The organism is Nostoc sp. (assembly GCF_041747015.1).
GTDB lineage: Bacteria > Cyanobacteriota > Cyanobacteriia > Cyanobacteriales > Nostocaceae > Nostoc.
The window spans coordinates 23,767-50,636 of record NZ_JBGTFY010000022.1; the positions used below are offsets into that span (position 1 = coordinate 23,767).

The 26,870-nt window shown below is 40.4% G+C and carries 24 protein-coding genes and 1 pseudogene; 17 read left to right on the forward strand and 8 right to left on the reverse strand.

Annotation, left to right across the window (positions count from 1 at the left end; translation table 11 throughout):
• Positions 1 to 128 precede the first annotated feature (128 nt).
• On the reverse strand, positions 129 to 785 hold the full coding sequence (locus ACEW80_RS01810; RefSeq protein WP_373524978.1) for a hypothetical protein: 657 nt from the start codon (positions 783 to 785) through the stop codon (positions 129 to 131).
• Between the two features lie 122 nt (positions 786 to 907).
• On the opposite strand from ACEW80_RS01810, the pseudogene ACEW80_RS01815 reads away from it, so the two are divergent.
• A pseudogene (locus ACEW80_RS01815) lies at positions 908 to 1,839 on the forward strand (IS4 family transposase); the annotation flags it as partial.
• A gap of 183 nt (positions 1,840 to 2,022) precedes the next feature.
• On the opposite strand, the gene ACEW80_RS01820 reads toward ACEW80_RS01815, so the two are convergent.
• A complete protein-coding gene (locus ACEW80_RS01820; protein WP_373524957.1) occupies positions 2,023 to 2,919 on the reverse strand; it encodes an alpha/beta fold hydrolase in 897 nt (298 codons plus the stop codon).
• Positions 2,920 to 3,369: 450 nt separating this feature from the next.
• Here ACEW80_RS01820 and ACEW80_RS01825 point away from each other — a divergent pair, with 450 nt between their 5' ends.
• Positions 3,370 to 3,954 carry a hypothetical protein gene (locus ACEW80_RS01825; protein WP_373524958.1) on the forward strand — a complete coding sequence of 195 codons (585 nt, stop codon included), beginning with the start codon at positions 3,370 to 3,372 and terminating at the stop codon, positions 3,952 to 3,954.
• A 290-nt stretch (positions 3,955 to 4,244) separates the two neighbouring features.
• A complete protein-coding gene (locus ACEW80_RS01830) occupies positions 4,245 to 5,009 on the forward strand; it encodes an armadillo-type fold-containing protein (protein ID WP_373524979.1) in 765 nt (254 codons plus the stop codon).
• Between the two features lie 97 nt (positions 5,010 to 5,106).
• On the opposite strand, the gene ftsE is transcribed toward ACEW80_RS01830, so the two are convergent.
• Both ftsE and ACEW80_RS01840 read right to left on the reverse strand, forming a co-directional pair.
• The gene (ftsE, locus tag ACEW80_RS01835; RefSeq protein WP_373524959.1) at positions 5,107 to 5,853 is read right to left on the reverse strand and encodes a cell division ATP-binding protein FtsE; all 747 of its coding nucleotides are present in this window, start codon (positions 5,851 to 5,853) and stop codon (positions 5,107 to 5,109) included.
• A gap of 175 nt (positions 5,854 to 6,028) precedes the next feature.
• The gene (locus tag ACEW80_RS01840; protein ID WP_373524960.1) at positions 6,029 to 6,784 is read right to left on the reverse strand and encodes a WecB/TagA/CpsF family glycosyltransferase; all 756 of its coding nucleotides are present in this window, start codon (positions 6,782 to 6,784) and stop codon (positions 6,029 to 6,031) included.
• A 666-nt stretch (positions 6,785 to 7,450) separates the two neighbouring features.
• Between ACEW80_RS01840 and ACEW80_RS01845 the strand changes: the two genes are divergently transcribed.
• The 3 genes from ACEW80_RS01845 to ACEW80_RS01855 all read left to right on the forward strand — a co-directional run bounded on the left by ACEW80_RS01845 (position 7,451) and on the right by ACEW80_RS01855 (position 10,428).
• Complete coding sequence (locus ACEW80_RS01845; protein ID WP_373524961.1) at positions 7,451 to 8,173, forward strand: response regulator; 723 nt, start codon at positions 7,451 to 7,453, stop codon at positions 8,171 to 8,173.
• A gap of 152 nt (positions 8,174 to 8,325) precedes the next feature.
• Complete coding sequence (locus ACEW80_RS01850; protein WP_373524962.1) at positions 8,326 to 9,999, forward strand: SpoIIE family protein phosphatase; 1,674 nt, start codon at positions 8,326 to 8,328, stop codon at positions 9,997 to 9,999.
• A 3-nt stretch (positions 10,000 to 10,002) separates the two neighbouring features.
• The gene (locus ACEW80_RS01855) at positions 10,003 to 10,428 is read left to right on the forward strand and encodes an ATP-binding protein (protein WP_373524963.1); all 426 of its coding nucleotides are present in this window, start codon (positions 10,003 to 10,005) and stop codon (positions 10,426 to 10,428) included.
• Positions 10,429 to 10,722: 294 nt separating this feature from the next.
• Here ACEW80_RS01855 and ACEW80_RS01860 read toward each other — a convergent pair whose 3' ends face one another.
• A complete protein-coding gene (locus tag ACEW80_RS01860) occupies positions 10,723 to 11,154 on the reverse strand; it encodes a nuclear transport factor 2 family protein (protein WP_373524964.1) in 432 nt (143 codons plus the stop codon).
• Positions 11,155 to 11,745: 591 nt separating this feature from the next.
• Between ACEW80_RS01860 and queG the strand changes: the two genes are divergently transcribed.
• Both queG and ACEW80_RS01870 read left to right on the forward strand, forming a co-directional pair.
• Entirely contained in the window at positions 11,746 to 12,693 is a 948-nt protein-coding gene (gene queG / locus ACEW80_RS01865) for a tRNA epoxyqueuosine(34) reductase QueG (RefSeq protein WP_373524965.1), read from the forward strand.
• A gap of 214 nt (positions 12,694 to 12,907) precedes the next feature.
• A complete protein-coding gene (locus ACEW80_RS01870) occupies positions 12,908 to 13,537 on the forward strand; it encodes an HAD-IA family hydrolase (protein ID WP_373524980.1) in 630 nt (209 codons plus the stop codon).
• A gap of 142 nt (positions 13,538 to 13,679) precedes the next feature.
• Here the strand turns inward: ACEW80_RS01870 and ACEW80_RS01875 are convergent, their stop codons facing one another.
• Positions 13,680 to 14,054: a hypothetical protein gene (locus tag ACEW80_RS01875; protein ID WP_373524966.1), complete on the reverse strand. Its 375-nt coding sequence runs from the start codon at positions 14,052 to 14,054 to the stop codon at positions 13,680 to 13,682.
• Positions 14,055 to 14,273: 219 nt separating this feature from the next.
• On the opposite strand from ACEW80_RS01875, the gene ACEW80_RS01880 reads away from it, so the two are divergent.
• A complete protein-coding gene (locus tag ACEW80_RS01880; RefSeq protein ID WP_373524967.1) occupies positions 14,274 to 14,804 on the forward strand; it encodes an orange carotenoid protein N-terminal domain-containing protein in 531 nt (176 codons plus the stop codon).
• A gap of 120 nt (positions 14,805 to 14,924) precedes the next feature.
• Here the strand turns inward: ACEW80_RS01880 and ACEW80_RS01885 are convergent, their stop codons facing one another.
• Together ACEW80_RS01885 and ACEW80_RS01890 are read right to left on the reverse strand one after the other, a co-directional pair.
• Complete coding sequence (locus tag ACEW80_RS01885) at positions 14,925 to 15,482, reverse strand: SMI1/KNR4 family protein (RefSeq protein WP_373524968.1); 558 nt, start codon at positions 15,480 to 15,482, stop codon at positions 14,925 to 14,927.
• 9 nt (positions 15,483 to 15,491) lie between these two features.
• Positions 15,492 to 16,253 (reverse strand): ABC transporter ATP-binding protein, encoded by a 762-nt coding sequence (locus ACEW80_RS01890; protein WP_373524969.1) that lies wholly within the window; start codon positions 16,251 to 16,253, stop codon positions 15,492 to 15,494.
• Between the two features lie 814 nt (positions 16,254 to 17,067).
• Between ACEW80_RS01890 and hepC the strand changes: the two genes are divergently transcribed.
• The 8 genes from hepC to ACEW80_RS01930 form a co-directional block, all read left to right on the forward strand.
• Positions 17,068 to 17,796 (forward strand): heterocyst development glycosyltransferase HepC, encoded by a 729-nt coding sequence (gene hepC, locus ACEW80_RS01895; RefSeq protein ID WP_373524970.1) that lies wholly within the window; start codon positions 17,068 to 17,070, stop codon positions 17,794 to 17,796.
• Between the two features lie 311 nt (positions 17,797 to 18,107).
• The gene (gene hepA, locus ACEW80_RS01900; protein WP_373524971.1) at positions 18,108 to 19,958 is read left to right on the forward strand and encodes a heterocyst formation ABC transporter subunit HepA; all 1,851 of its coding nucleotides are present in this window, start codon (positions 18,108 to 18,110) and stop codon (positions 19,956 to 19,958) included.
• A 148-nt stretch (positions 19,959 to 20,106) separates the two neighbouring features.
• A complete protein-coding gene (locus tag ACEW80_RS01905) occupies positions 20,107 to 21,267 on the forward strand; it encodes a glycosyltransferase family 4 protein (protein WP_373524972.1) in 1,161 nt (386 codons plus the stop codon).
• Positions 21,268 to 21,331: 64 nt separating this feature from the next.
• Positions 21,332 to 22,324 carry a glycosyltransferase family 2 protein gene (locus tag ACEW80_RS01910; protein WP_373524973.1) on the forward strand — a complete coding sequence of 331 codons (993 nt, stop codon included), beginning with the start codon at positions 21,332 to 21,334 and terminating at the stop codon, positions 22,322 to 22,324.
• A gap of 130 nt (positions 22,325 to 22,454) precedes the next feature.
• The gene (locus tag ACEW80_RS01915) at positions 22,455 to 23,657 is read left to right on the forward strand and encodes a glycosyltransferase family 4 protein (RefSeq protein WP_373524974.1); all 1,203 of its coding nucleotides are present in this window, start codon (positions 22,455 to 22,457) and stop codon (positions 23,655 to 23,657) included.
• Positions 23,575 to 24,501, forward strand: coding sequence for a glycosyltransferase family 2 protein (locus ACEW80_RS01920; RefSeq protein WP_373524975.1), 927 nt, complete (start codon positions 23,575 to 23,577; stop codon positions 24,499 to 24,501). The genes ACEW80_RS01915 and ACEW80_RS01920 overlap by 83 nt, the downstream gene beginning before the upstream one ends.
• 143 nt (positions 24,502 to 24,644) lie before the next feature.
• Positions 24,645 to 26,081, forward strand: coding sequence for an O-antigen ligase domain-containing protein (locus ACEW80_RS01925; RefSeq protein ID WP_373524976.1), 1,437 nt, complete (start codon positions 24,645 to 24,647; stop codon positions 26,079 to 26,081).
• 94 nt (positions 26,082 to 26,175) lie between these two features.
• Positions 26,176 to 26,870, forward strand: a 695-nt coding sequence (locus ACEW80_RS01930) for a glycosyltransferase (RefSeq protein WP_373524977.1), incomplete at its 3' end; no start/stop codon positions are given.

Genomic DNA, 26,870 nt, shown 5'->3' on the forward strand with positions numbered 1-26,870 from the left:
ATATAGATTTTTCGTAGGGGTTTAGCACTGCTAAACCCTTACCCACGCATTTGTAACTTTATGAAAGTGAAATGGTATCAGATCATGTCCGCCAAATCCCTTATAAAAAGCAGTTTGTAGTCAGAAATTCAATCCCAAAAGCTAAGACTAAAGTCCTGACTACCAACGAACACAGTCTGACCGTTGAAAGTAAATTCACCAACTAACGGCTTGCGACTGTCAGTAAATGCGGGGTTCGTGGGGTCAATTAGTCCAGGACTACCAGAAATGGTAGGAATACCATTGACGTTGGTGACTGTATTGTTAGAAGTGGAAGTACCACCAGCAATGTCTACAAAGCTGACGCGATTGGGGTTAAACAAGAAACCTACGCGAATATTTCCACCAGGTTGACCGCCATTGGTATCGTCCACTGGGTTGATTTGGCGATATTCATAGGTAGGCCCACCAGTAGCAATAATCGCATCAATTAATGTCTGATATCTAATGTTGGCATCGACTACACTATCATTTGTCGGGCCGTTGTTGTCCTGAATTTCTTCCAGAGAAATGATGTCTGGTGATTTCAGGTTATTGACAATGCGATCGCTGGCATCTAATTCATTTCCTAGTAAACTATGGTTAACAACACCTAGAGGTAAAATTTGGGTGACAGTGGCAGTAGCAATATCCACAACTGCGATCGCATTGTTTTCTTGCAGCGTTACCCAAGCTTGAGTGCCATCTTTAGAAAAGGTGATGTATTCTGGTTCTGCATCTAGGGAAACCGTTTTACCTGGGGAGATGCGAACACCTTGACTTCTTGCGGGGGGACAAAATGGTCTAAAATGCCTGTACTACAAAGAGTGCAGCAATTTGTGGTAAAAGAAAAAGAGCATTCATTCGCAATAAGCTCTACTTAATGATAATGTTACCAGAATTCTACGAAACAAACCTCAAGCGAGAATTGGGAGGTGCGGAATATTTATTACTAAAAATCTTGATAAATTTATTACAATCTATTAAAACTGTTAGCATTGAAGCCCTGGCTACTGCTTTACCTATTCCCATATTTTTTGAAAGTAGAAGAAAGAAAATTTCATTGCGTTTTTGTCTTTAAATTACATAAATATTGAAGAAATTTGGTTCCCAATTATTAAAAGCTGGTTAGAGATATATTTTTCCTTAAATGAAGTTATTTATGTAGTGATTGACCGGACTAATTGGGGGTGTATTAATCTGTTAATGATTAGCGTGGTTTGGGATAAAAGGTCTATTCCAATATACTTTGAGTTATTAAATAAATTAGGCTCAAGTAATTTTGATGAACAAGAAGCACTATTCAAAAAAGTATTACCACTTTTTAATAATTATAAAACTGTTGTGCTAGGAGACCGTGAATTTTGTTCGGTAAAGTTGGCTAATTGGCTGACAGAGCGGAAAGTATATTTCTGTTTACGCTTAAAAAAGGATGCATTTATAGAGATAGAACCGGAAATTTGGCTGCAATTAAAAGATTCAGGTTTAGCACCTGGTCTTTCCTTCTTTTACCAAGGTATTAAATATACAAAATTCCCAGGTTTTGTTAGTTTTAATCTTGCAGGTAAATGGAAACGTAAACGCTTTGGAGTTGCACCGGAAGAGGGCTGGTTTCTCCTTACTAATTTAGATGATTTAGATTCAGCTATCAAAGCTTATAAACAACGTTTTGATATTGAAGAGATGTTCCACGATTTTAAGAGTGGAGGCTATAATTTGGAAGAAACTAATGTATCAGGGCAACGGTTAATTTCTTTAATATTGTTAATATCACTTGCCTATACGGCTGCAAATATATCTGGTCAAAAGATTAAACATAAAGTTAAGTTTAAGATTCGATAAAGGGTGCTGCAAAATCTAAATATGATTTAGCAACGCCCTTAATTTAGTAAGTCTCGACACTCAAAAATCAAGTTACATAATTATGGTTGAAATTAGATGAGTGAAGAAGACAGCTATGCAGAAGGCAAAAAATTAGATGAGCTTTAACTACTGAAGAAAATACTAATTCAGTAAAGGCAAAAATTGGCGAATTAACCCAATTGTCACTGCTGGCAATTCCAACTGCGGTGTTAATCCCACATTTTCCAACTGTTGAAAAAATCGGATCGCTTGGGGATTCATTTCGGCGAGGCGACGACCAATTGAAGGTCCTGTAAATTCTGACTTTTTTCCCCAAATAATAGCAGTGGGAGTTGTTAGTTGTTGAATGTAAAGGGATAAATCGAAGCACAAATCACCACGCACAAAAGACAGTGCTGCATACTCAGCATTAGGCTGTTGGGCAGATTCTAGATAAGCATCTACAATTTCTTGGTAGACTCGATTAGACTGGGCAAATTGCCGTTGCTCTAAAAAGCTGCGAATACCGGCACTGGTGGCTATTCCAGTGCTGTATAGTAAACGATCAACAATGGGAACGCTGACTAACTGGGCAAAAAAGCTGCGGGAGTAGTCTTCGCCGAAGTCGGAAAGTCCGGCGGGAGTAGTAAGAATTAAAGACTTGAATAAATTAGGATGAGCTGCTGCTACTCGAATTATAAATGCTGCGGTCAGAGAAGAAGCGATCGCTGTTACTGTCTCGGTACAAGTCTGCTCAAAAAATTCCCGAATCGTTGTCAAATAATCCTCAATCGTATAACTCCGCGCCGGATGCTCAGACCTACCCCAACCGATTAAATCTGGCGCAATAACCCGATATTCGGCAGCAAAGGCCGGATAAACTTTCGACCATTCATAAGCAGAAGATCCACCACCAAAGCCATGCAGGAACACCAAAGTTTCCCGATCATCTTTGGCAGTCACCTGATCCTGCCAAAGTGATCCAGTGGCAGTATAGTACACCATTTTACCCAGTGAAGTCATTACGGAGCGTTGCTCAAATCCCAGTGGTTGAAACATAAATATTTTTTGTTCCCTGTAGTGATTAATTGGCACGGGTGACACTTGCATCACCTTGGAATGGTTACTTGTTTAGTTCAAACTTCCCACTCGTTATTATTATCGGCGAACTAATCACTCTAAGACTCTCCCTATCGTCATATTAAGTAGATATAAAATAACCGGATTGCTTGTAAAGATTTGATGATTTTTTCTCACAAAAAACAATAGATTAACGTTGTAATTACTGTTTTGTAAGGGTTTGGCGTGCTAACGAGTATCACTCTAGGGTGAATCCAGGATGAGTTTTTATGATAATCTATTAAAAAACTAATGAATATTTTTGAGCGTCAGTAATAATCAAAATGCTCATTTTAATAAGCTATTAATTGTAGTTCTACATATATAAACAATAGCTGTTGATTTATTCCTAATCTGATTCTTTTCTAAGTAATAATAAGGCGGAATGTCATGGTAAAGCAGGCTACTCTTCAATCAAATAAAGTATCAAGGATTGGAGACGCTGAATTTGCGCTTGACAACTTTAATATCCAAAACGAAATTACAGCTTCAGCTTGGCATGATCAGGTGGAGCCAGCTATTGACGCTACCGGGGTTACTGTACCTATTTGTATTAGTTTAGACTTAGAAAACTTAAAGTGTTTTGAGGCAGTGGAGCGTCAGTATGAGCGCTGGGGAGTCATTTTTCATAATTCTCTAGCAATACAGCCATCAAGTCCAGCATTTCCAACCCATTCAGGGCTAACAGTCTTAATAGGAGCGCCCAAAAGCGGATTTTTAGAAGCGACTTTCTTGCATCCGGTTAACTCGGTTAGTGTCTTTGTCACAAGTTCGCAACGGCTAGTACTTTCCGCCTACGATCGCGATCGCCAACTGCTCGGACAAACTGTACTACCAGGCGCTAATCTTGCCAATTCTGACTCGGCAATTTCCCCCAATACATTATTATCTATAACTGTGAATAACATCCACAGCGTTACCTTCTGTGCTTTTGATGGTCAATTCACCCTTAATGACTTCCGTTTTTGTCTTTAACTTAAAACCTTAAAAACTCAGTGATAAAATTGAGCGGACTCGCTCCAGTCCGGGTATTATTTTAGATTGGACTTATTTGGAGCTTTAGAGTCTCCGGCTTTGCTCAAAAAGCCTTTATTCCCTTGCTCTGAGCGATTTAAAATGGTATCTTGGTTTCCGTTATCATCTACTAGCCAAATCTACTGTCCGTCCGTGAAAACCGAGCATCTTGTGGCTTCAGCCTTGATATTTTCATGATCTCTGGTAAAACTTATACATTAGGTAGTTTCGTCATCAAGAAGGTAAGTACTGTGGCACAGGCTTGGTCTTCTTGGCAACAATTGATCAACCAGAACCCCAACTGGTCGCTTCCAAAGTTCAATACAAAAGGAGCTACAAAGCAGCAAACTTTTAAACGCTTCTCTGGGCCTGGCGGCTTTTTTGGGTTTCTGACAATTGTCGTGGCTATGCTGTTATGGAACTGGAAACTGCTATTGGCTCTATTAATCGGCGTTGGGGTGATGGTATTAGTTTACTCAATGCAGGAGTGGGACTGGCAATTGCCCTGGTCTAATATACGTAAGTTTTTAAACAGTTCAAACCGTCGGTTAGCTTTAGCAGTTGTCAGTGGTGGTCTTGGTACTGTCAGCACTTACATGGCAGTTGCAATTTGGGTTGACTCTCACAGTCCTTGGATTGCCTCTGGTGCTATTCTGCAAGGTGTAGGAACTCTGTTAACTTTAATATTATTGGTATGGCAAATTGTCAACTTCTATGGAAATCGAGAAGAAGACCACCTCGATCAGTTGTTGGTCAATTTAACAGAAAAAGATCCATTGAAGCGGTTGATTGCCCTACGTCAACTAACTAAATTCATCACCCATAAGCGAGTTGATTCTTCAGTGCAGCAAGATGTAATCGAATGCTTGCAACTCTTACTCAGTCGGGAGGAGGAAGTTGTAATTCTAGAGGCAGCTTTTAAAAGTTTGCAAGCTTGCGATCGCCTACAAATGCTACCACTTAAAACAGTAGCAACTTTCGTACCCGTGTCTGCAAAAGTTAAGCACCACATTTAGTTGAGTGCTGAGTAGAGAATCTCACTTTTTTACTCAGAACTCGGAACTGTTTTGCCCCATGCTCCATGCCCCATGCCCCATGCCCAATGCCCAATGCTTATTTTCGAGACAGCTGTCCATTACGAACTTGCACTACTGGATGATTGCACCGCCGCACCAGTTGTTCATCGTGGGTAGTAACAATTACCGTAGCCCCAAAAGAGTTTAATTTCTGGAGAATCTGGATCACTTGCCAGGAATTATCTGGATCGAGATTTCCAGTAGGCTCATCCGCCAAAAGCAGGGGTGGTGTGCCAACGATCGCCCGGGCAATACTCACGCGCTGTTGCTCTCCCCCAGACAGCTGATCTGGAAAGCAGTTAGCTTTATTCAGCAAACCTACCAACTTCAACGTTGGTTCTAAACGCCGTTGAATTTCTTTACGGGTATACCCTTGAGCTTGCAGTACAAAAGTTACATTTTCTGCTACTGTCCGTTGAGTAATCAGTTTGTAATCTTGAAATACAATACCAATCCGTCGCCGCAATAATGATAAGCGATCGCCCCGTAGAGTTGCTACATTACACTCATCAACAATTACTTCTCCCTGTGTGGGTAACTCCTGTCCATACAGCAGTTTCAAGAGCGTTGATTTACCAGAACCGCTTGACCCTGTAATAAAGAGAAATTCTCCCTTTTTTACCTCAAGGTTTGCATTCAACAAGGCATGACAGCCATTGGTATAAGTCTTGGTTACAGATTGCAATTGCACCTTTACAGCAGTATTGCTAGTGTCCTGTTGAGTTTCACTATCCTTTCTATGAACGGATTTGTCTGTCTTAACTTGAGTTGTTAATACTGGCATTGTTAAATTTTCCTCATACCCACAACCAAACAGTTTTTCGGTTTAGATGTGACATTCCTCTCAAAAATAAGGATTCCCAGGTTTCGCGTGAAAATTTAAAATTCAACAAAGAAAATTTAAAGTTTTTTAAAGACCTGATTGCTAACTAAGTAATAACACCCACAACTCAGCACTCTTAACTAATTGCACCCCTTGCAGTCAAACGATAAACAAAAGCTTTTATAGCAAAAGCTGGCAAAGCCAACATCCGCCGCCAACGCCAAGGTTCTTGATACAATCGATACAGCCATTCCAAATTATTATTTCCCAACCAAGCAGGAGCGCGAGTTTTACCTCCCGACCAAATATCAAAACTGCCACCAACGCCAATCCAAATTGCTTGGGGACACAAATGGCGATTTTCGGCAATCCATAACTCTTGACGTGGCACTCCCAAACCGACAAAAATCACTTGCGGCTGCAATTGAGCGAGAGTTTGTCGCAATTGTGCTTCTTCTTCTAGGCAATGATAGCCTGAGTGAGTGCCGACTATATTCAAATCAGGAATTTGCTGCTGCCAAAAATCTGCTGTAATTGAGGCCACTCCAGGCGCTGCTCCATAGAAAAATACCTTTGCCCCTGTCTTCTTTTGCCCAAGTTCTTGCAAAAGTTTTTCTGCTAATTCAATCCCCGGAAAACGCTGCACTTCTTGCCAGAACAGCCATCGCAAATACAGAACAACCCCGGCTCCATCTGGAATCACCAATTCAGCATTTTTAATGACCTGAGCTAGGAGTTTATTTTGCTCTGCTTGCATAGTCATTTCTGCATTGAGCGTTACTACATGAGTTCCTTTGCCTTGTTGAAGGCACTCTATCAACCAGCCTGGATAGTTACTCATTACATGAACTGGTATTCCCAACACTGAAAATGCTTGATTGCGTTCAGACATTCCTATTCTTGATCAACCTCATACCAGATTTCCTTGATCACTAAGTTTATCAAATTTTTTATATTAGGACTTACGCAGAAGAGATTCCCTAAGCCTCTATTCAAGAGACATCTCCGAAAAATAATGCATGACCCCTCTCCAAACCTCTCTCCGTTTCGGGGAGAGGCTTTAATTCCCCATTCCCTTCTAGGGAAGGGGGGTAGGGGGGTTAGGTCTGCGTGTAAATTTAAGGTTTCTAAATCTTTTCCGGAGATGTCTAAGGCAGAGCAGCATTTTTTTATCTTTCCCTTCTGCCTTATCTTCGTGCCATTCGGCTATTAGCCTTACACTTCGAGTGCAAAGCGGGCTAATTGGCTCATATCCCCAAATATCGAGTATGTCTTTTACAACCTCATTATATGAGGTTGCAAGAGCTGTAACAATAGAAAGCATGATTAAACTAATTAGTCTTGGGCGCTTGTATTAGGACTGAACCAGTCCCAATTTTATTGTTGAAGTGTAATCTTCACAAGGCAGTGAATGCCTGTGGCAGTGCGTCCATATGTTAGCTTTACTTAAACTGCACATCCATAATTATTTGTATAGATGTCTTTAATCTGCCCCTCTTAAGACTTTTTAGAAGACTCGACTTTACAGTTAAGGTAGTGTAACGGGCTGAAGTTGGCTATGAGTAAAATTCGGATTGCGCTAATTGAAGATCATGACCTAACTCGTGTAGGTATTCGCACAGCACTACTGCAAAAGGATGAAATTGAAGTTGTAGGAGAAGCTAGTAATGCCACTGAGGGATTAAAAATGTTAAAAATGGTACAACCAGATATTGCCATCGTAGATATTGGTTTACCAGATAAGGATGGCATTGAGTTGACACGGGAGGTAAAATCTATCAATAAGGGAGGCCGGGAACTAGCCACAAAGGTATTAATTTTGACGCTGCGGGATAACAAAGAAGCCGTGTTAGCAGCTTTTGCTGCTGGTGCAGACTCCTACTGTATGAAAGATATCAAATTCGATAATTTGCTGGAAGCAGTGCGAGTAACCTACAATGGCAACGCTTGGATCGATCCAGCGATCGCCAGAATTGTATTACAACAAGCGCAACAATATCCCCCAAAGTCGGAATTGGCTTTTGTCGATACCAAGACTGTTGCTCTTAACCCTGATTCTCTAGAGAATTTGTCAGGAATTCAACCTTACACCCTGACAGAAAGGGAATTGGAAGTGTTACATTTGATTGTCGAAGGTTGTAGCAATGCAATAATTGCGGAAAGGCTTTACATCACTGTTGGGACTGTTAAAACTCACGTTCGTAATATTTTGAATAAGCTATGTGCTGACGACCGTACCCAAGCAGCAGTTCGCGCCTTGCGTTCTGGATTAGTAGGATAAAGTTAAATTTAGTGAACAGTGAAAAGTTGTCAAGGTTTAAAACACTGATAACCAATAATTGTTGAAAATAATTACTTCCTAATTTTTTGATTTTTAGGTTGGATAAATATCACACTATCTCTCAATTCAAGTAGCTGAAAAGTAAGTCAAATATGGCTGAGACAGGAGTGGAGAAACTTAAGCTCATGGTGGTAGATGATGAGCCGGATAACCTAGATCTACTCTACCGCACTTTTAGGCGAGATTTTCAAGTATATAAAGCCAATCATGCCTTTGGCGCTCTGGAAATCTTGGATCAAGTTGGTGAAATGGCGGTGATTATTTCTGACCAAAGAATGCCAGAAATGAACGGCACCGAATTTTTTAGTCGCACGGTGGAGCGCTTTCCAGACACGATTCGGATTCTATTAACTGGTTTTACTGATGTCGAAGATTTGGTAGATGCAATTAATTCCGGTCAGGTATTTAAGTATATTACTAAACCCTGGAATCCTGAACGGCTCAGGGCATTAGTTGAGCAAGCTACTGATACATATCGCATAGTTAAGAAGCGCACACAAGAGTTGAGTCGGGCTTTACGGCGAGAATCTTTGTTCAATGCGGTAACAACGGCAATTCGGGAGTCTCTAGACTACGATAGTATGCTGCAAAAGATTGTCGCAACTATTGGACAAACATTTGAAGCTACCAGTTGTTTGCTTAGACCAGTAGAGGGCGATCGCCTCACACAAGACCAGTTCTTCTACCGCGATCCTCAATCAGATGTGTTAGATTCCTTCTTTGACCCCAGTATTTTAATTGAAAAAGTGCTGGAAACCCGTCATTATCAACTCGCTCAAGAAACACACGACGGCAACCTCAGTCACCACCTGGTTGTGCCACTTAGCTACCAGCAGCATCTGCTCGCTGTGCTAGCCCTGCACCAATGGGGATGCGATCGCCCTTGGCAAGACGAAGACATCCAACTGATTGTAGGTGTTGCCGAACAAGCAGCCTTAGCCCTTTCTCAAGCAAAATTATACCAGCGCCTCCAAGAACAGCAACAGCAGATTCACAATGAGTTGGAAGTAGCCCGCCAAATTCAATACAATTTGCTACGCCAAACTTTACCTGACATCAAAGGTGTGAAGGTGCAAGCCTGCTGCTACCCAGCGCGGGAAGTAGGAGGTGATTTTTTTGAAGTGTTTGTCCATCCCAAAGGCGACTTGTGGCTAGCAGTAGGTGACGTTTCTGGCAAGGGTGTCCCGGCTGCTTTATTTATGGCTAGTATTATTTCAGTTTTGCGCCGGGAATTATCTCAAGAAAGCCCAGCCGAGCCAAATGTGGTTATGCAGAACCTCAACCACGCTCTGAGTGAAGATTTAATTAGCAACAATTATTTTATCACTCTTGTGTTAGTCTGTTATACCCCTAGCACTAAGGAACTTGTCTATACAAATGCCGGTCATATATATCCACTGTTATGGTCACACCAAGGCGCTTTAGCCGACAATCCCAATTACCTCAAAGTTCGTAGCGTTCCTTTGGGGATTTTGCCTAAGTGGCAAGCCGAGTCTGGTCGCTTGGTTCTCGCTGCTGGAGACACATTGTTACTGGCCAGCGATGGCATTACAGAAGCAATGATATCAAACAAGTGTGATTTACCAGTAAAAACCGTGTCTGGCAGCGAGCCAGTCAACCGTTCTATGCTGAATCAGGATGGTCTTTGGCAACTGTTACAAACAGAGGAACAACCGCTTTCTCTTACCCATTTACTGGCTCGTATCCAGGCAGATAACCACGTTCAAGAAGATGATCAAACTATACTCTCGTTAGAGATTTTGTAAGTAATGAAAAGCGAGCTTCATGTACCAAGTGATTTGGATTATCTTAATATTGTCGAAAACTGGTTGCTGGGATGTTTGAAAATCCAGCTAGGAGAATCTGTGGATTGGTCACGGCAATCAAGTCGTTTGAGACTGGCTTTGGTCGAAGCTTACTCAAATGCAGTCCGTCATGCCCACAAGGACAAACCAAATTTACCGATTTTACTGCGTTTAGAACTGAAAGACCGGGAGCTTGCTATAGAAGTTTGGGACTACGGCGAAGGCTTTGATATCTCTAACTATTACGCTCCAAACCCTATGGAAAAACAAGAAGGTGGTTATGGTTGGCTAATTATGAATCGTCTCATGGATAAAGTAGATTACCAGTTGCAGATTAATGGCGCTAACTGTCTGAAGTTAGAAGCTACTTTACCCGAATTAGTCAAATAAATAAAAAGGAGTCAGAAGTCAGAATCCAGGAGTCAGAATGCTCCACCCATGTTCGCGCAGCGTCCCGTAGGGAAGAGATAGAGTAAAAACATCGGAAAAATCTTTTAATTTTGTTTCGCTTGACTTCGGGCAAGGTTTTAAACCAATATTCATTACCCAGTCGTACAAAATTCAATTCTGAATTCTTCTTATAAAAGTTACTATTTTTCAAGTAATATTATTTATCCGAATTTTAGATGAGTAGATTTCCTTTTGGGTATTATTCAGATATTGCCTAAGCCATTGTATTTATTGCTACTTTTCATGACGTAAAGAAAGTAACTCTTGGGGGGAAGCTAAAAGTTTGATTCTAGTATATAAAATTTGCCGCTGTTGGTTAAGGATAAATAGCCATAAGACATTTACACCACACCACGAAGTTTGGGCTTTGCCTGTTACCTGGACTTGGATCGTAGCATTTTCCAAAGTCTCAGTTAGTCCAGCGTTGGGATAAGCTTTAATGTTTTGGGCTTCTTGTTTTAAGTAAGCTGCGATCGCATCTGTCCCCACAATATCAGATTCAAATGGTGGATGCATCACACCATCCGGGGCAAATAAGGCAGCAGTTACCTCAAATTCTCCGGTATTTAACGTTTCAAAATAGCGCAGTACAGTTGTTTCTGTAATTCCCTCAATTTGAAATTCTTCTTTCGGCTGTGCTGGCGATAGAAATTCAGTAGAAGTCATATAATTACTTGTATTATGCTGGCTGAATATTTATTTCACTATAAAAATAGGTCAAAAGAAAGCCGCTGTTGATATAGATTGCTACAGATGTACAAATCTTCCTCACGATAGAAGTTTTAATTACAGGACTTACGCAAATAATAACCGAAACTCTTATTTTCTTCTTAGGGAAATACCCTGCGGGAAGCCGCTTCTCTACGAGACGCTCCGCGAATGCGTCTACATGAATTGCCCCTGATAGCATTTCACTTTGATAATGATACAAATACGTTGGTAGGGGCGTGGCAATGCCCATTGGTGCCAACTTAACGTAAAAGTCATGTCCCGCAAGGAACTGAAGTTCAAGGCGGGTGAGGGAGCCAACAGTTAAGCCATTTCTAGGCTTAAGTTGACACCTATGGGCAATGCCATGCCCCTACGAGAAATCTATGTGTATCAAGTTTTTCGTGAAATGGTATGAGCGCGTGTACTTTTGCGTAAGTCTTAAATTAGACAAACCTCAATTTGCATCTTTATAAAAATTAATAAAAAGTTTTGATTAGATAATGTAAAATTAGAGCGCCTTTAATTAGGCAAAATCTAGATAAAAAAATGAATCAGTATTCCGTAACAAGCAGCAGTGTAGTAAAAGAAAGAGCCAGGGAGTTGGGCTTTCACAAAGTTGGAATTGCTGCTGTAAATAGTGTAGATGCCACAGAAGCGCAAAGGCTGCAAGCATGGATTGAACTGGGTTATCACGCCGATATGGAATGGATGTCTAACCCCAAGCGTCAGGATATCCGCTTAGTAATGCCAGAAGCGCGATCGCTAGTGTGTGTGGCGCTGAACTACTACACACCACATCAACGTCCCAAAGGTGAGGAATACGCCAAAATTTCCCGTTATGGCTGGGGAAGGGATTATCACAAGGTGATGCATAAAAAACTCAAGCAGCTAGCCAGATGGCTAGAATCACTTGATAAAGGCGTACTAGCCCGTTATTATGCAGATACAGGCCCAGTGCAAGATAAAGTGTGGGCACAACAAGCCGGAATTGGTTGGATTGCCAAGAATGGAAATGTAATTACCCGGGAATATGGCTCTTGGGTATTTTTGGGAGAAGTGTTAACAAATCTGGAATTAGAGAGCGATCGCCCGCATACAGAACACTGCGGTAGTTGTACTCGTTGTCTTGAGGCTTGTCCCACAGGTGCAATTACTCAGCCATTTGTGGTTGATGCCAATCGCTGTATTGCTTATCATACCATTGAAAATCGGGACGACAAATTGCCAGAGGCACTAACACCCCATTTGCAAGGCTGGGTTGCTGGTTGTGATATCTGTCAAGATGTTTGTCCTTGGAATCAGCGTTTTGCTCACCCAACTGATGTTGCGGAGTTTCAGCCTTCTCCTGGGAATCTTGCTCCCCAACTGCTAGAATTAGCCCAAATATCAGATCAAGAATGGGATAAACAATTTGCAGCATCCGCCTTGCGGCGGGTTAAGCCAAAAATGTTACGACGGAACGCTCAAGCTAATCTTGACCGAAATAAGGAATAGGTTACAGAAATAGGAAACAGGGAAATAGCAGAGGTCTTAAATGTGGTTCCAAGAAGAAAGTTTGTAAGTATGGATTCATCAAAAAGAATTTCTGCCAAAATATGTAGTACAAGATACAAAACGTCTTTGTTAAGCTAAGAAGATTTTAAGTATGAGTATTTCCCTATCCCCTATCGATCATCCCCTATTACCTCTTAAGCATCCAGGCGAAAGAATGACCCAGAAAGTAATTATTTTTGATTTTGATGGCACAATTGCTGATACAGTAGATGCCCTTGTAAGTATTGCTAATCGTCTAGCTGTAGACTTTGGTTATATACAAATAACTCCAGAGCAATTATCCCTCCTCAAAAACTTAACATCTAGGGAAATTATTAAGTATTCGGGAGTTTCTCTGTTTAAGATACCTTTTCTAGTTAAAAAAGTTAAAGGTGAGTTAAAAAGTAAAATCCCTGGATTAAAGCCTATTCCTGGAATTAAAGAAGCATTAATAGAACTCCAAAATAAAGGGTATAAGCTGGGAATTATCACTTCTAATTCCAAAGAGAATGTTACACAATTCCTCACAATTAATGATTTAAATTACTTATTCGATTTTATCTACTCAGGAATTACAATTTTTGGTAAAACAACAATAATCAATAATGTATTAAGGCAAAAGCAACTCAAACCTCAAGAAGTTATTTATGTCGGAGATGAAACCAGAGATATAGAAGCGTCAAGAAAAGCAAATATCCAAGTCATTGCAGTGACTTGGGGCTTTAACTCACCGGAGGTACTAGCCAAGCAAAATCCAGATTATTTAATTCATCGACCTAGCGAACTACTAGAAATTATGAGTTAGGAGTTATTCCAATCATCCTGGATTATTAGGATTGAGGTTTTTATTCTTAAATATTATAAATTACTGTTAATCAATCAATAGTCAAAAGTCCATAGTGAAAAAGTTAGCTATTGAACATTGACTATTGATAGCTAGGAAAAACTTACTTTTTCGGTTGACCCTTTTCTAAAGCTTGTTTTACTAAATCATCAGTGACGCTAGTTACACCTTCAGTCCTAGAATTCCCAACTTCTTTAGCTAACTCTAGATAATCATCAGGATTACCAGTTGACTGCGCTTGAGTTTTTGTCTCTTGTGGTTTAGAGGTTTCATATTTAGGTGCAGTCGCTGCTTCAGCTGCTGCTGCACCTTCGCCTGTACTGTCAATTTCACTGACACTGAATTGCTGTGCAGCTGCATAATCAGCTTCAAAATCAACCTTTGGCGCTTTTTCGTCACCACTAGCAATGCTGTCGGCGGCTAATTGAGCGTCATGGGTGGGAGTTTCATTTAAATTGGGCTTTATTTCATCAGGCATACTAAAACCTTAGGTAAATTTTTAATTGCTTACTGAGAAAGTATAGCAAAGCAATTCGCTACTTGCTTACTTCCTTGGGAGAGAATTTTACCTCTACTAAAAGGTAGATAAAATCTGCAATATCTAATTAAGAGAACTCTTTCTATAGGAAGTAGAATCAAATTCTCAAATTTTGGTAAGCCTTAGCTTGGCCTGTTAAATTACCTTGGAAACAAATTTATGACTGCAAGTTACGATAAAACCACTTCTCAAGCCCAGAGCAATGAAACTCAAAAGGTGGTAGATGGGTTTAACGGCTTAGACACTGATGCCAAACTAGCCTGGTTTTATTTTGTTTATCAAAAAATGGGTGATTCCGTCACTCCAGCGGCTCCAGCTGCTGCTGAACCAGAACTAACACCAATTCTATTTGGAGACTATTTTGAATTATCAGATGAGCAGCAACTAACGATTATGCGGGATATAGTCAACCGCAAAGATACAGAATATTCTCGTGCTTATGGAGCGATAAAAGAAAACAACCAACTGTTCGTTTGGTATGCTTGGGCGGTAGCAATGGGAGATAAGGTAGTTGATTTACCAAGTAACTACCAAGCAACTAAAGCGATTAATGATTTGGTTTCGCAAATTGAAGAACTAGATTTTGAAGAGCAAATTTCGGTGTTTCGGACAATATCTGGTGAAATGGGTTACACCGATGTTAAACCGATCGCAACGCAAGCAGAAACAGGCAAAACATCAAGTTTATAATTAGACTAAGAGTGTTCCAATAAATGCCCCAAAGCCTGTCATTGCGATCACAATTGAGCATTTTTTTATTTGGGCTACTCTAAATCCATATCCATAACCGTGAAAAACAAGATCCCCGACTTATTTAATAAGTCGGGGATATCTAGCTGCCAATTCTAACAAATCGTCAAAGATTTTGATGAGCCAGTCCTCAAAAGAGTTAGCAATTATGTGTTCTACTTGCCACTCTTCAAACGAATAATCGTGCTGACAATCAAGCACTTTGTATTCTGAATTGGCATAAGTTGTGATATCAAAACTACAAAAATCACCTGTAGCTATATAACCTAAATAACAAAAAGCAATATACTTTTTCTCGCTATCATCCTCAACGTAGACCTGATCTTGATCTTGATTAAATGGAACAATAGTACTTGTGCTTTGAATCAGAATTCCACTATCAGCTAACCAGGGCAAAGTAATTTCAAATCTCGGTTGTTCGCTGCAAAAAACATTTGCCCCATTGCTGAATTTCAAAAATTCCTTGTAACTATGAGGCAGAATGAATCCTAGTTCTGCCTCACATCGCTGGATTTCAGCTTGACTAGCAGGAGGGTTGAATTTAAATGCTAATTCAATGTTTTGCTCCTCTAATATTTTTTGTGCATGCTCAACTTTTTGTGGGAGCCATGTATACATAAGAATTTATCACACAGCAAGGTGACTTAAATCGGCCGGCATCAGATTAGAGTGTACTACTTGACCATCACGAAACCAAACAATTCGCTCGGTTTGACGGGCAACTTCTGGCTCATGAGTAACCATTACAACGGTGATACCACTGGCATTGAGTTCGCCAAAAATAGCTAATACTTCTTGGGTTGTGCGCGAATCAAGGGCACCAGTGGGTTCATCGGCTAGGAGAACCACGGGACGGTTAACGATCGCCCGAGCGATCGCTACTCTTTGTTGTTGTCCGCCAGATAGTTGAGTTGGTTTGTTGTTGAGGCGATTTGCTAAACCGACTTGCGTCAGGGCAACTGTAGCGCGATCGCTTCTTTCTTTTGGATCCACACTAGCATACACCATTGGCAACATCACATTTTCTAGGGCTGTTAGTTGGGGCAATAGGTGAAATTGTTGGAACACAAACCCCAGCTTTTTGTTACGGATGTGTGCTAAGGATTGATCATCCATTTGTGCTACATCAATGTTATCTAAATAATAATGTCCGTTAGTGGGACGGTCTAGACAGCCGATAATATTCATGGCTGTGGATTTACCAGAACCAGAAGGCCCCATAATTGCACAATATTCGCTTTCGTGGATGGTCAAATTTACATCATTTAGGGCTTTGACTTCAGTTTCACCACTCCCATATATTTTAAAAATATTCTCCAAACGAATAATTGTTGATTTGGGGACGGGATTGGGAACTAGAGAATCGGTAATTGAAATAGTGTTTGTCATAACGATTTGATTATTAATTTAGTAGAGACGTGATTAATCGCGTCTTTGCACCGCCACCAGAGCCTATGCCTGATACTTGTATTGTATGTTCTAGGGAGCGATCGCGCAGGATGAACAAAATTAAATTTTTTCGCTATAGACATCTCCGAAAAATAATGCATGACCCCTCTCCCCGAAACGGAGAGAGGCTTTAAGTCCCCCTTCCCTACAAGGGAAGGGGGGTAGGGGGTTAGGTCTGCGCGTAAATTTAAGGTTTATAAATCTTTTCCAGAGATGTCTTATCAGGAAAAATTTAATTTATTTATGCTATCTTTATGGGCTTTCAGATAAATCACTAGCTATTTAAAGAGTAAATAAAGAATTTATTTGAGCGATCGCTATTTCTGCATAGTCTTATATTCTAGAGATTAAAGCATCTTCAAAAAGGCTAGAAGATAAGAGAGGACTGATTTTGTTAAATCTATTGATACAATAAACACCTCAGCCCAATTAAACGTAGATATAGATTCATGGGTAATTTGCCTCTACACTTTTCAACTTTCAGTAGTTCCCGGAAAATCCTGATTTGCCCATGAATATTGATAGTAGCGTTGATTGCTACTCATGTAATTAGTATCTGTCTAATTTGTATATCTCTACACCAACAGAATTCTGCGCAATATGTGCTTGGCTGAGGGGCAAACAGTAATAACATATTTTGCCCTCAATTATCTGCAACTTTTTGGAGTTACAACAAGATTCGGATTTGGGTCTTTGGCATTGATAGCCTTTGATAACACTTCAGCAATTCACTCCTGTATAATCCCAAAGACATATGACAACTTCAATAATTCCAACTTTAGAGAATTTATATGATGTAACCCAGCAACATCAAGATAATCGCTCTTACTGTACACTCCAGTGGCGACGGGGTAAACTGTTGGTAAAGCTGCCTGGACAAGTTAAACAACCATATCTGCCTTCGTTAAATAGTAAGCGATCACTAATAGAATGCTTACAACATTCTCCTGTAAGTTTAGTAAGCATAGATCCGAAACTGGGTGAGGCTTTGCTCAGATTTTGGGCAGATGCCTGTGAACAAGCTCATAAGCCAATATTCCTACGCATACCTGCTGGCAATAAACTACCAAAACAACCCAACCAACCCTTACAGCGACTAATTGATTGGATTGCTGCTTTAATGTTGCTGCTATTGGTTAGTCCAGTCATGCTGGGATTAATTATATTGATGCAGGTTTACTCACCAGGATCACTTTTTTGTCGTGAGTGGCACGTTGGAGAACGAGGTAAACTCTTTCGAGCAATTAAGTTTTGCTCAACTACAAAGCACAACATTACACCTCTAGGGCGTTGGATGCGTAAATACAGTCTCGACAATCTACCGCAGTTATTTAATGTGCTGCGGGGTGACATAAGTTTGACAGAATCTCATTCTTGGACTTTGGAAGATGCAGTACAGCTAAATCAACTACCAGAAATTACGGCTTCATGGGAGATAGAGGCACAGTCTAACGCCTTACAGCTAGATACCCAAACACTTTGATAAGGAGTCAGAAGGCAGAATTAAGAATAATTTCATGGATAAATACTTTAGATTCAAAAAGAGAAGTTTTTTTATTTATCTGTGGATAAATTCGCGTTATTTACTCTACATTCAGTCACACATTCTTAACACTTAATTCTAGCTAAGTTCGGCTGAAAGCCCACGTCAAAGCCTGAATTATGAATTATTTTTGATAATTTCTTTGTGTGGTAATTGATGGTTTCATCTGCCGCACTGAGGCTCAAGCAAAAATTGTTTGTGTAGCATCTATAGCGGTCTATCTACCTTGCCAAACTATTATTATAAAATCCATGCATTTCAAGCTTCCTCAATCATTCCGTAATCTGCTTAAGGCTACCAGCTTCTGGCAGGATAACTATTTGATATTGCGAGAATTTAAACACTTTCGCAAAATTGCAATTTTAGCTTTAACATTCTCAATTTTGGCGGCAACTTTTGAAGGTGTGAGCATTGGTTTTTTACTTTCCTTTTTGCAAAGCTTAACTAGCCCTGATGCTCAACCTGTCCAAACCGGAATAGATTGGTTTGATATTTGGATTTTGGGAGCTAAGACATCGGCACTTAATCGTCTGTATCGCGTATCTTTACTGATTTTATTGAGTACTTGGTTACGTGCAACCTTTAACTATTTTTCGCAAGTCTATACTGAATTATCTCAACTACATCTTGCCGACCGTTTACGTAAGCAAATTTTTGAACAGTTACAATCCTTATCGCTAAGTTACTTTGCCAAAACTCGTTCTGGCGAACTAATTAACACAATTACCACAGAAATCGAAAGGATAAGACAGGGTTTCAGTGGCGGAGCATTTTTAGTGACTAGAGGATTAACAACCCTTGTCTACTTAATATCAATGTTTTTGATATCATGGCAACTAACGCTGATTTCAGCATTACTGTTTACACTTTTAGGTATAGGCTTATCGAATCTGAATGCCAGAGTCAGAGAATCAAGTTTTGGCATGACAACTGCTAATGCTAATTTTACATCAACAGCCATAGAATTTATTAATGGCATTCGCACTGTTCACTCCTGCGGTACTCAAGAATTTGAGCGTGAGCGTTACTACAAAGCTAGCGACAAGGTAATAAGTACTACAACTAAAGTTGTGTTTACCTGGACACTTGTCAAGCCAATTGCTGAAGGGGTAGCTACTACGGTATTGGTTGGGATGATTATTTTGGCGTTCACTAGCTTGGTGACTAATGGAACGCTACAAGTTGCTTCTTTGCTAACCTTTTTCTTTGTCCTATTTCGCTTTATCCCCTTTGTTCAAGATATTAATGGTACAAGAGCATTTCTCAGCACTTTACATGGTTCAGCAGATAACATTAAAAATCTGTTAAAAAGTGATGCTAAATATTATTTTCAGAATGGCAAAATTGAGTTTAAGGGTTTAAAAAGGTCAATAGACTTAATTTCTGTAGATTTTGGCTACGATGATCAGAATTTAGTGTTGCATAATATTACCCTTACCATTGAAAAGGGAAAAATGACAGCATTAGTCGGAGCGTCTGGTGCTGGTAAAACAACACTTGCTGATTTAATTCCTCGATTTTATGATGCTACAGAGGGATATCTTTACATTGATGAGATTGATATACAGCAGTTTGAAATTAACTCCCTACGTTGCAAAATAGCTGTCGTCAGTCAGGATACTTTTATCTTCAATACTAATGTTTGGGAAAATATTTCTTATGGGACTCCAGAAGCAACTAATGATCAAATTAGAGAAGCTGCTAAACTAGCGAATGCACTGGAATTTATTTTAGAAATGCCGGAAGGTTTTGATACCCAATTAGGAGATAGAGGTGTTAGATTATCTGGAGGACAAAGACAGCGAATTGCTATTGCGCGAGCTTTACTGCGGAACCCAGAGATTTTGATTTTGGATGAGGCAACTAGCGCCTTAGATTCTGTATCTGAGCGCTTAATTCAAGATTCCTTAGAAAAGCTATCTGTTGGTAAAACAGTGATTGCGATCGCTCACCGTCTTTCTACTATTTCTAAAGCAGATAAAGTCGTAGTTTTAGAACAGGGACGGATAGTAGAGCAAGGTAATTATAAAGAACTACTTGAACTCAAAGGTAAGCTTTGGAAATATCATCAGATGCAGTATGAAGTTCGGCAATCTGATTAAAAATAATATCCAAAACTTCGTAAAACTTAAATCAATTTCCAAAAATACTTGTGACAGATAAATCGGCTGTAGGGGCGATGTAAGCCCCTCTCTGTGTATCTATGGCAGGTATTTGGTGAAATGGTATTGCTGAACAAGAACAGAAAATATGTACCAGAAAATATTTGATCAAGAGCTAATTTACCAATGCTCCAATTTTGATGTAGGTGAAGGCGGAGGTGTTGAAACTTATTTAGCTTCTCTGTTTGAACATCGACCACCTAATGTTAGCGATCGCATGATAAAATCGCTCAATAATATTGACCAAAGCCAGTTCAAATTGCTGCACATCCACAGTCCCGATTTACTATTGCAACTGACAGGCGAATGTCCTACCGTCTTCAGCGTTCATAATCACTCATTGTATTGTCCTAGCGGTACAAAGTATTTAGCAAACCAGCGCACAATCTGCGATCGCAATTTTTCTTATTTAGGATGTACCTGGGGTAAATTAGTAGATAAGTGTGGTAGCCGTAGACTTTTAAAAACTGTTAGAGAACTTCAAACCACTGATCAGTTCTTAGATGTCTTAAAAAAGACAAAAGTTACTTTTGTTGCTAATAGTGAATATGTGCGTCAAGAGTTGATTAAAAATGGTGTACCCCCTGAGCAAACTGTAACCCTACACTGTGGTATCTCTGTGCCACAAACAGCAGCTACACCCCTGAGTTTAGAAGTCCACCAAAATCATAGAATTTTGTTTGCTGGACGGATTGTTTCTGATAAAGGTTTGGAATGGTTGCTGAAAACCTTAATACATACAGACCCGCAAATTAAACTTGATATTGCAGGTGAAGGCTGGGAACGACCCCGCTTAGAAAAGTTAGCAAACACCCTTAGATTGAATAACCGGATCACTTGGCATGGTTGGTGCGATCGCAATAAATTAAATAAACTTTATCAACAGTGTTTTGCAGTCATCTTTCCCAGCGTTTGGCCTGAACCTGCTGGTCTTGTGACTTTAGAAGCCTATGCTCGTTATCGACCTGTAATTGGTAGTGCAGTCGGAGGTATTCCAGAACATTTACGAGATGGTGAAACAGGTATTCTTGTTCCAAGCAATAATATCAAAAAGCTAGCTGATGCTATTCATGAGTTGTATAGAGATCATCAAAAAAGCCGACACATGGGCGAACAAGGTCATGCTTTATTAATGAAGGAATTTACAATGGATGCTCATGTAAAAAATCTGCGAACAATTTATGCAAAAACAATAGCTGAATTTAGTTCTATTGCGAAAAAACCATATAGCATCCCTCAATCGAAATAAGCTAAGTTTGCTAAAAAGCTCAAATGGTGCATCTTTTACTTAGAAAAAACCAACATAGAAAAATATGTCATTGCATCAAGAATACCAACAACCTTTAGTTAGCGTTATTATCCCCACCTATAACCGACCAGAATATCTCAAGCAAGCGATCGCTAGTGCTATAAAACAAACTTATCAAAATATTGAAATAATTGTTTCTGATAATTGTAGTCCAGGAAATCCCCAAGCTATTGTCGCATCTTTTGGTGATTCACGCATCAGATTTTGGCGGCATCAGCAAAACCTGGGTATGTTAGCTAATCAGCAACACGCCTTCAAAATGGCGCAAGGTAAATATGTTGCTAGTCTCCATGACGATGATATGTGGAATCAAGACTTTTTAGCAAAGCTTGTACCACCACTAGAAGCAAATTCTGAGTTAATTATCGCTTTTTGTGACCAATTTATCATAGATGCAAATAGCATAATTAATCATGCTGGAACTGAAGAAAATACACGCAGTCACAAACGGGATAAATTAGCGCAGGGAATTCATCAACCTTTCTGCAAAATTGGGTTAATAGATAAAAGTATACCTACTGCCGCAGCTTGTGTAATTCGTAATGATCTTATTGATTGGGATAGTATTCCCTCAGAAGTTGGCGGGATGTGGGATTTATATTTAACTTATCTTTGCTGTATATCTGGTTATGGTGCTTATTATTATCCAGAAAGATTAACGCGATACCGTGTCCATGAGCAAACTGATACTATGCTCAGTGGTAGTCGAAATGTGCAGGCAAAAATCCGCAAGGCTAAAAGCGAAATGTTTTGCTATAAACTCTTTATGGAAGACACTTATTTACAGGAATTTAGAACTTACTTTCAACAGAAATGGTTAGAAGCTAACACAACTTTGGGAATTGGTTTGCTACGAAGTAAACAAATAGCAGCAGCACGTTCTTATTTTTGGCAGGCATTGAAAAAGCAAAAATTTAATGTGCGAACTATAGCGGCACTAAGTCTTAGTTTTACTCCGGGAGTTGTAGCACATAAATTAATAGGAACATTGAAATAATCTAGCAACTATATCTGAGTTAGGAATTGATTTTTTAACATACCGTAGAGACACAAAGAGAATAAAAATAAAATTATTTTCAACTCTTCCTTTGCGCCTTTGCGTGAGTTTATCTTAAATAAGGTAGTCTATGAAACTTTGTATTGTTACCCATAAAATCAAAAAAGGTGATGGTCAGGGACGAGTAAACTACGAAGTTGCTCAAGAAGCAATTCGTCGTGGTCATCACCTGACATTATTAGCTAGTGAAGTCGCACCAGAACTAGAAGAAAATAGTCAAGTTAGTTTGATTTCAATTCCAGTTAAAAGCTATCCCACCGAATTTGTTCGTAATTTCATATTTGCCCGAAAAAGTGCAGATTGGTTGCGTCAACATCGCTCTGACATTGATTTAGTTAAAATCAATGGAGCAATTAATCTGGCTGCGGCTGATGTGAATGCTGTACATTTTGTCCACAGTTCATGGTTGCGATCGCCTGTTCATATTTCTCGCAACCGCCGAGATTTATATGGTTTTTACCAGTGGTTGTTTACAGCTTTTAATGCCCGTTGGGAAAAACAAGCCTTCCAAAAAGCGCAGGTTGTCGTAGCTGTATCCGAAAAGGTAGCACAAGAGTTAGTTAACATTGGTGTACCGCGTTCTCGCATTCGCGTAATTGTCAATGGCGTTGACTTAGAAGAGTTTACCCCTGGTGAAAGCAATCGCCAAAAATTAGGTTTACCGGAGAATGTCACCCTAGCACTGTTTGCGGGAGACATCCGCACACCCAGAAAAAATTTAGATACAGTGCTACACGCCTTGGCGAAAGTTCCCAATTTACATCTGGCGGTGGTGGGTCATATCGAAGGTAGCCCCTTTCCTCAACTAGCTGCCTCATTAGGATTAAATGAACGTGTGCATTTTGTCGGATTTCGGCGTGATATCCCAGAAATTATGCGGTCAGTAGATTTATTTGTTTTTCCTTCCCGATACGAAGCTTGCAGCCTCGTATTGTTAGAAGCGCTTTCTTCAGGACTGCCAGTAATTACTGCCACGGCTACCGGAGGTGCAGAGTTGGTGACACCAGAATGTGGCATCGTCTTACCCAACTCAGATGATATCGATGCTTTAGCTGTGGCGCTGATGTCCTTGGCGAGCGATTATCCGCTAATGCAGCAGATGGCTCAAGCCGCTCGCTCTGTGGCAGAACAACATAGCTGGACTACTATGGCACAAACTTATGTGGATTTATTCGAGGAGTTAAGCAAGAATGCGGAACACCGTTCTTATACCGACTTATCGCCGTCCACAAGACCTATCACGCTGCCTTTTGGCGCTACAGGAGCAAATTAAACCAGTTGCTCAGGTGATAGTGGTTGTCCGCGATACAGATGCCGAAACTTGGCAATTTCTTGCCCAATTCAATGCACACAATTTGCCATTGCATACTGTGAAAGTCACACAACCGGGCGTAGTAGCAGCCCTCAACGCCGGACTAGCAGCAATGGAGGGCGATATTGTTTCCATTACTGATGATGATGCTGCACCCCACCCGGATTGGTTAGAGCGCATTGCCGCTTACTTTACCTCAGATGGTCGTCTTGGCGGTGTTGGGGGGCGTGATTGGATACACCACGGCAGCAAATTAGAAGACGAATCCCGTTTAGTAGTCGGACAGTTGCAATGGTTTGGGCGAGTGATTGGCAACCATCACCTGGGAGTAGGAGAACCCCGCGAAGTTGATGTTCTCAAGGGCGTAAACATGAGTTTTCGTACCGAAGCAATCGGACAATTGCGCTTTGATGAGCGGATGCGTGGTACAGGAGCGCAAGCACACTTTGAAATGGCATTTACTCTAACATTAAAGCGAGCTGGTTGGAAGATAATTTATGATCCTAATATTGCTGTAGATCACTATCCGGCAAAACGTTTTGATGAAGATCAGCGAAACAACTTTAACGAAATTGCCTTTATTAATTTAGTGCATAATGAAACTTTAGTTTTATTAGAGCATCTGCCATTTATCCGCCGGATTGTATTTTTATTCTGGGCAGTATTCGTGGGCACCTGCGATAGTTTAGGTTTAGTACAATGGCTGAGATTTTTACCCAGTCAAGGGCAACTGGCGGGTAAGAAGTTGTTAGCATCCTGGCGTGGACGTTGGGAAGGATATAAACAATTCAAAATTCAAAACTAAAGACATATTTACTTATATAGGACTCCGGTTTGATTTTTGAAACTATACTGAGACTGAAAAGCTCGTTTTACCAGGGTTTCATCTGAAATCCTGTTCAGAAATCAAAGATGAGTCCTATATGTAAATCTAAAATCTAAAATTGAATGAATTCTAAGCAGATACTTTACAATAGTTTTTTACAAGAAAACTATTCTCCCGAAGAGCGATCGCTACAGGGTTGGATGGCGATCGCAGGTTTCCTATTACTAACTGTAGTTTGCTATTTTGCTGGTGCTACTGCTGCATTACGTCTAATTTATCCAGTAACAGCTTTGATAGTAGCCGTATTTTTATACTTGCGGCATCCCATTCTCTACATCAGCTTTACCTGGTGGATCTGGTTTCTCACACCCTTAGCTACCCGCTTGGTTGACTATCGAGTGGGCTGGGATGCTAGCCGTCAAATGCTCATAGCACCCTATTTAGTGGTGTTTGTCACCATAGCAACTTTTTTAAGACACTTTCCCCGCGCCTCTCGCCAAGGGGGCTTGCCGTTTGTTTTGGCTTTTATCGGAGTGTTCTATGGCTTTCTAATCGGTCTGATTTATAACCAACCTATCCCTGTAGCACGCGGGTTGCTAGATTGGCTCAGTCCGATAATTTTCGCTTTTCACTTATTTACTAACTGGCGAGATTATCCCAGCTATCGCCAGAACATTCAGCAAACATTTCTTTGGTGTGTGTTGATTTTAGGAGCTTATGGTGTTTATCAATTTGTAGTAGCTCCTGAGTGGGATAGATATTGGCTCATAGAATCAAAACTATTCATGAGTTCTGGAAATCCTGTACCTTTCGGGATGCGCGTCTGGAGTACATTGCACTCAGTCGGACCCTTTGGTTCCGTGATGCAGGCTGGTTTACTGTTGTTATTTACCAGTTCAGGAAACTTAATTTTTCCGGCTTCTGCTGTTGGTTACTTATCTTTTCTATTGACACAAGCACGTACTAATTGGGGTGGCTGGTTATTGGGAGTAATTATGATTATGGGTTCAGTCAAAACCCGAATTCAAATGCGCTTAATTACCATAATTGTGGTAATGGCAATTTGTGTTGTACCACTGACAACTATCGAGCCAATTGCTGGAGTTGTAGCAGCTCGTTTAGAAACTTTTTCTAATCTTGAAAAAGATAATAGTTTTAAAGATAGATCGGGAAGTTACGATAAAAACCTTGGTTTAGCTCTTTCTAATGGTCTAGGTAACGGCTTAGGAAATATCTGGAAAGTCAACGAAAAAACTGGTCAAATCGAAGTGGTGGTGATTGATAGTGGTATTTTAGATATGTTTTTCACCCTTGGGTGGTTTGGAGCTATTTTTTATATGGGTGGATTAATCTTGTTGATAATCAGTGTTAGCAACTATGGTGAAGGTCGTTTTGATAGTTTTATCAGTGCTGCCCGTGCCATTGGGATTAGTTCTTCTACACAGCTAATTATTGGTAGCGGTATGTTGAGTGTGGCAGGCATGGTTCTTTGGGGATTTTTAGCTATGGCTATGGCAGGACATAAATATTATCAACATCAAAAGAATTATGAATTATGAATTAATACGGAAATATTTGACTGGATGCAAATTAAGTTTTTTGTAATTCGTTAAAAAACAAAATCTTACAACTTAAATAGGACTGTTATAGATTATGAAAGTAATTATTGTAATGCCACTAGCCGAGCAACGAGGCGGCGGTGAAATGATGCTTTGGGATTTGGTGCAACAGGGACGTAATGCCGGAGTTGAGTGGCTGGTGATATTTTTAGAAGACGGCCCGATGGTAGAACAAGTAAAATCCCTCGGTATTGATGCGCGAGTTGTGGAAAGTGGACGTTTACGCCAAATCCACCGTTTTATTGGTGCTGTTTTTCGGATAGCTGCGATCGCCCGCCGCGAAGGTGCAGATATAATTGTCAATTGGATGTGGATCACGCATATATCTGGAGGTTTAGCGGCAATGTTGGCGGGCTTGCCTGCTGTGTGGTATCAACTAGAAGTCCCTAGTGACAAGACTTGGTTGGTGCGAATCGCTACTTTAATCCCAGCCCGTGCAATTATCACTCTTTCGCAAGATGGTAAGCAAGCACAGGCAGAGATTTGGCCTCACAGACCAACACCTTTAGTTTATCCTGGTGTCGCATTAGACCGATTTGAGCCTAATGCTTTGCCTTCTCCTGAACAAGCACGGCGGAAACTCGGCTTACCTTTACACGGGCCGTTGATTGGAATTGTTGGGCGATTGCAACGATGGAAAGGAATGCACGTACTGGTGCAGGCAATGCCTAAAATTTTACAGAAGTATCCTGATGCTCATTGTGTAGTGGTTGGCGGTAAGCACGATTT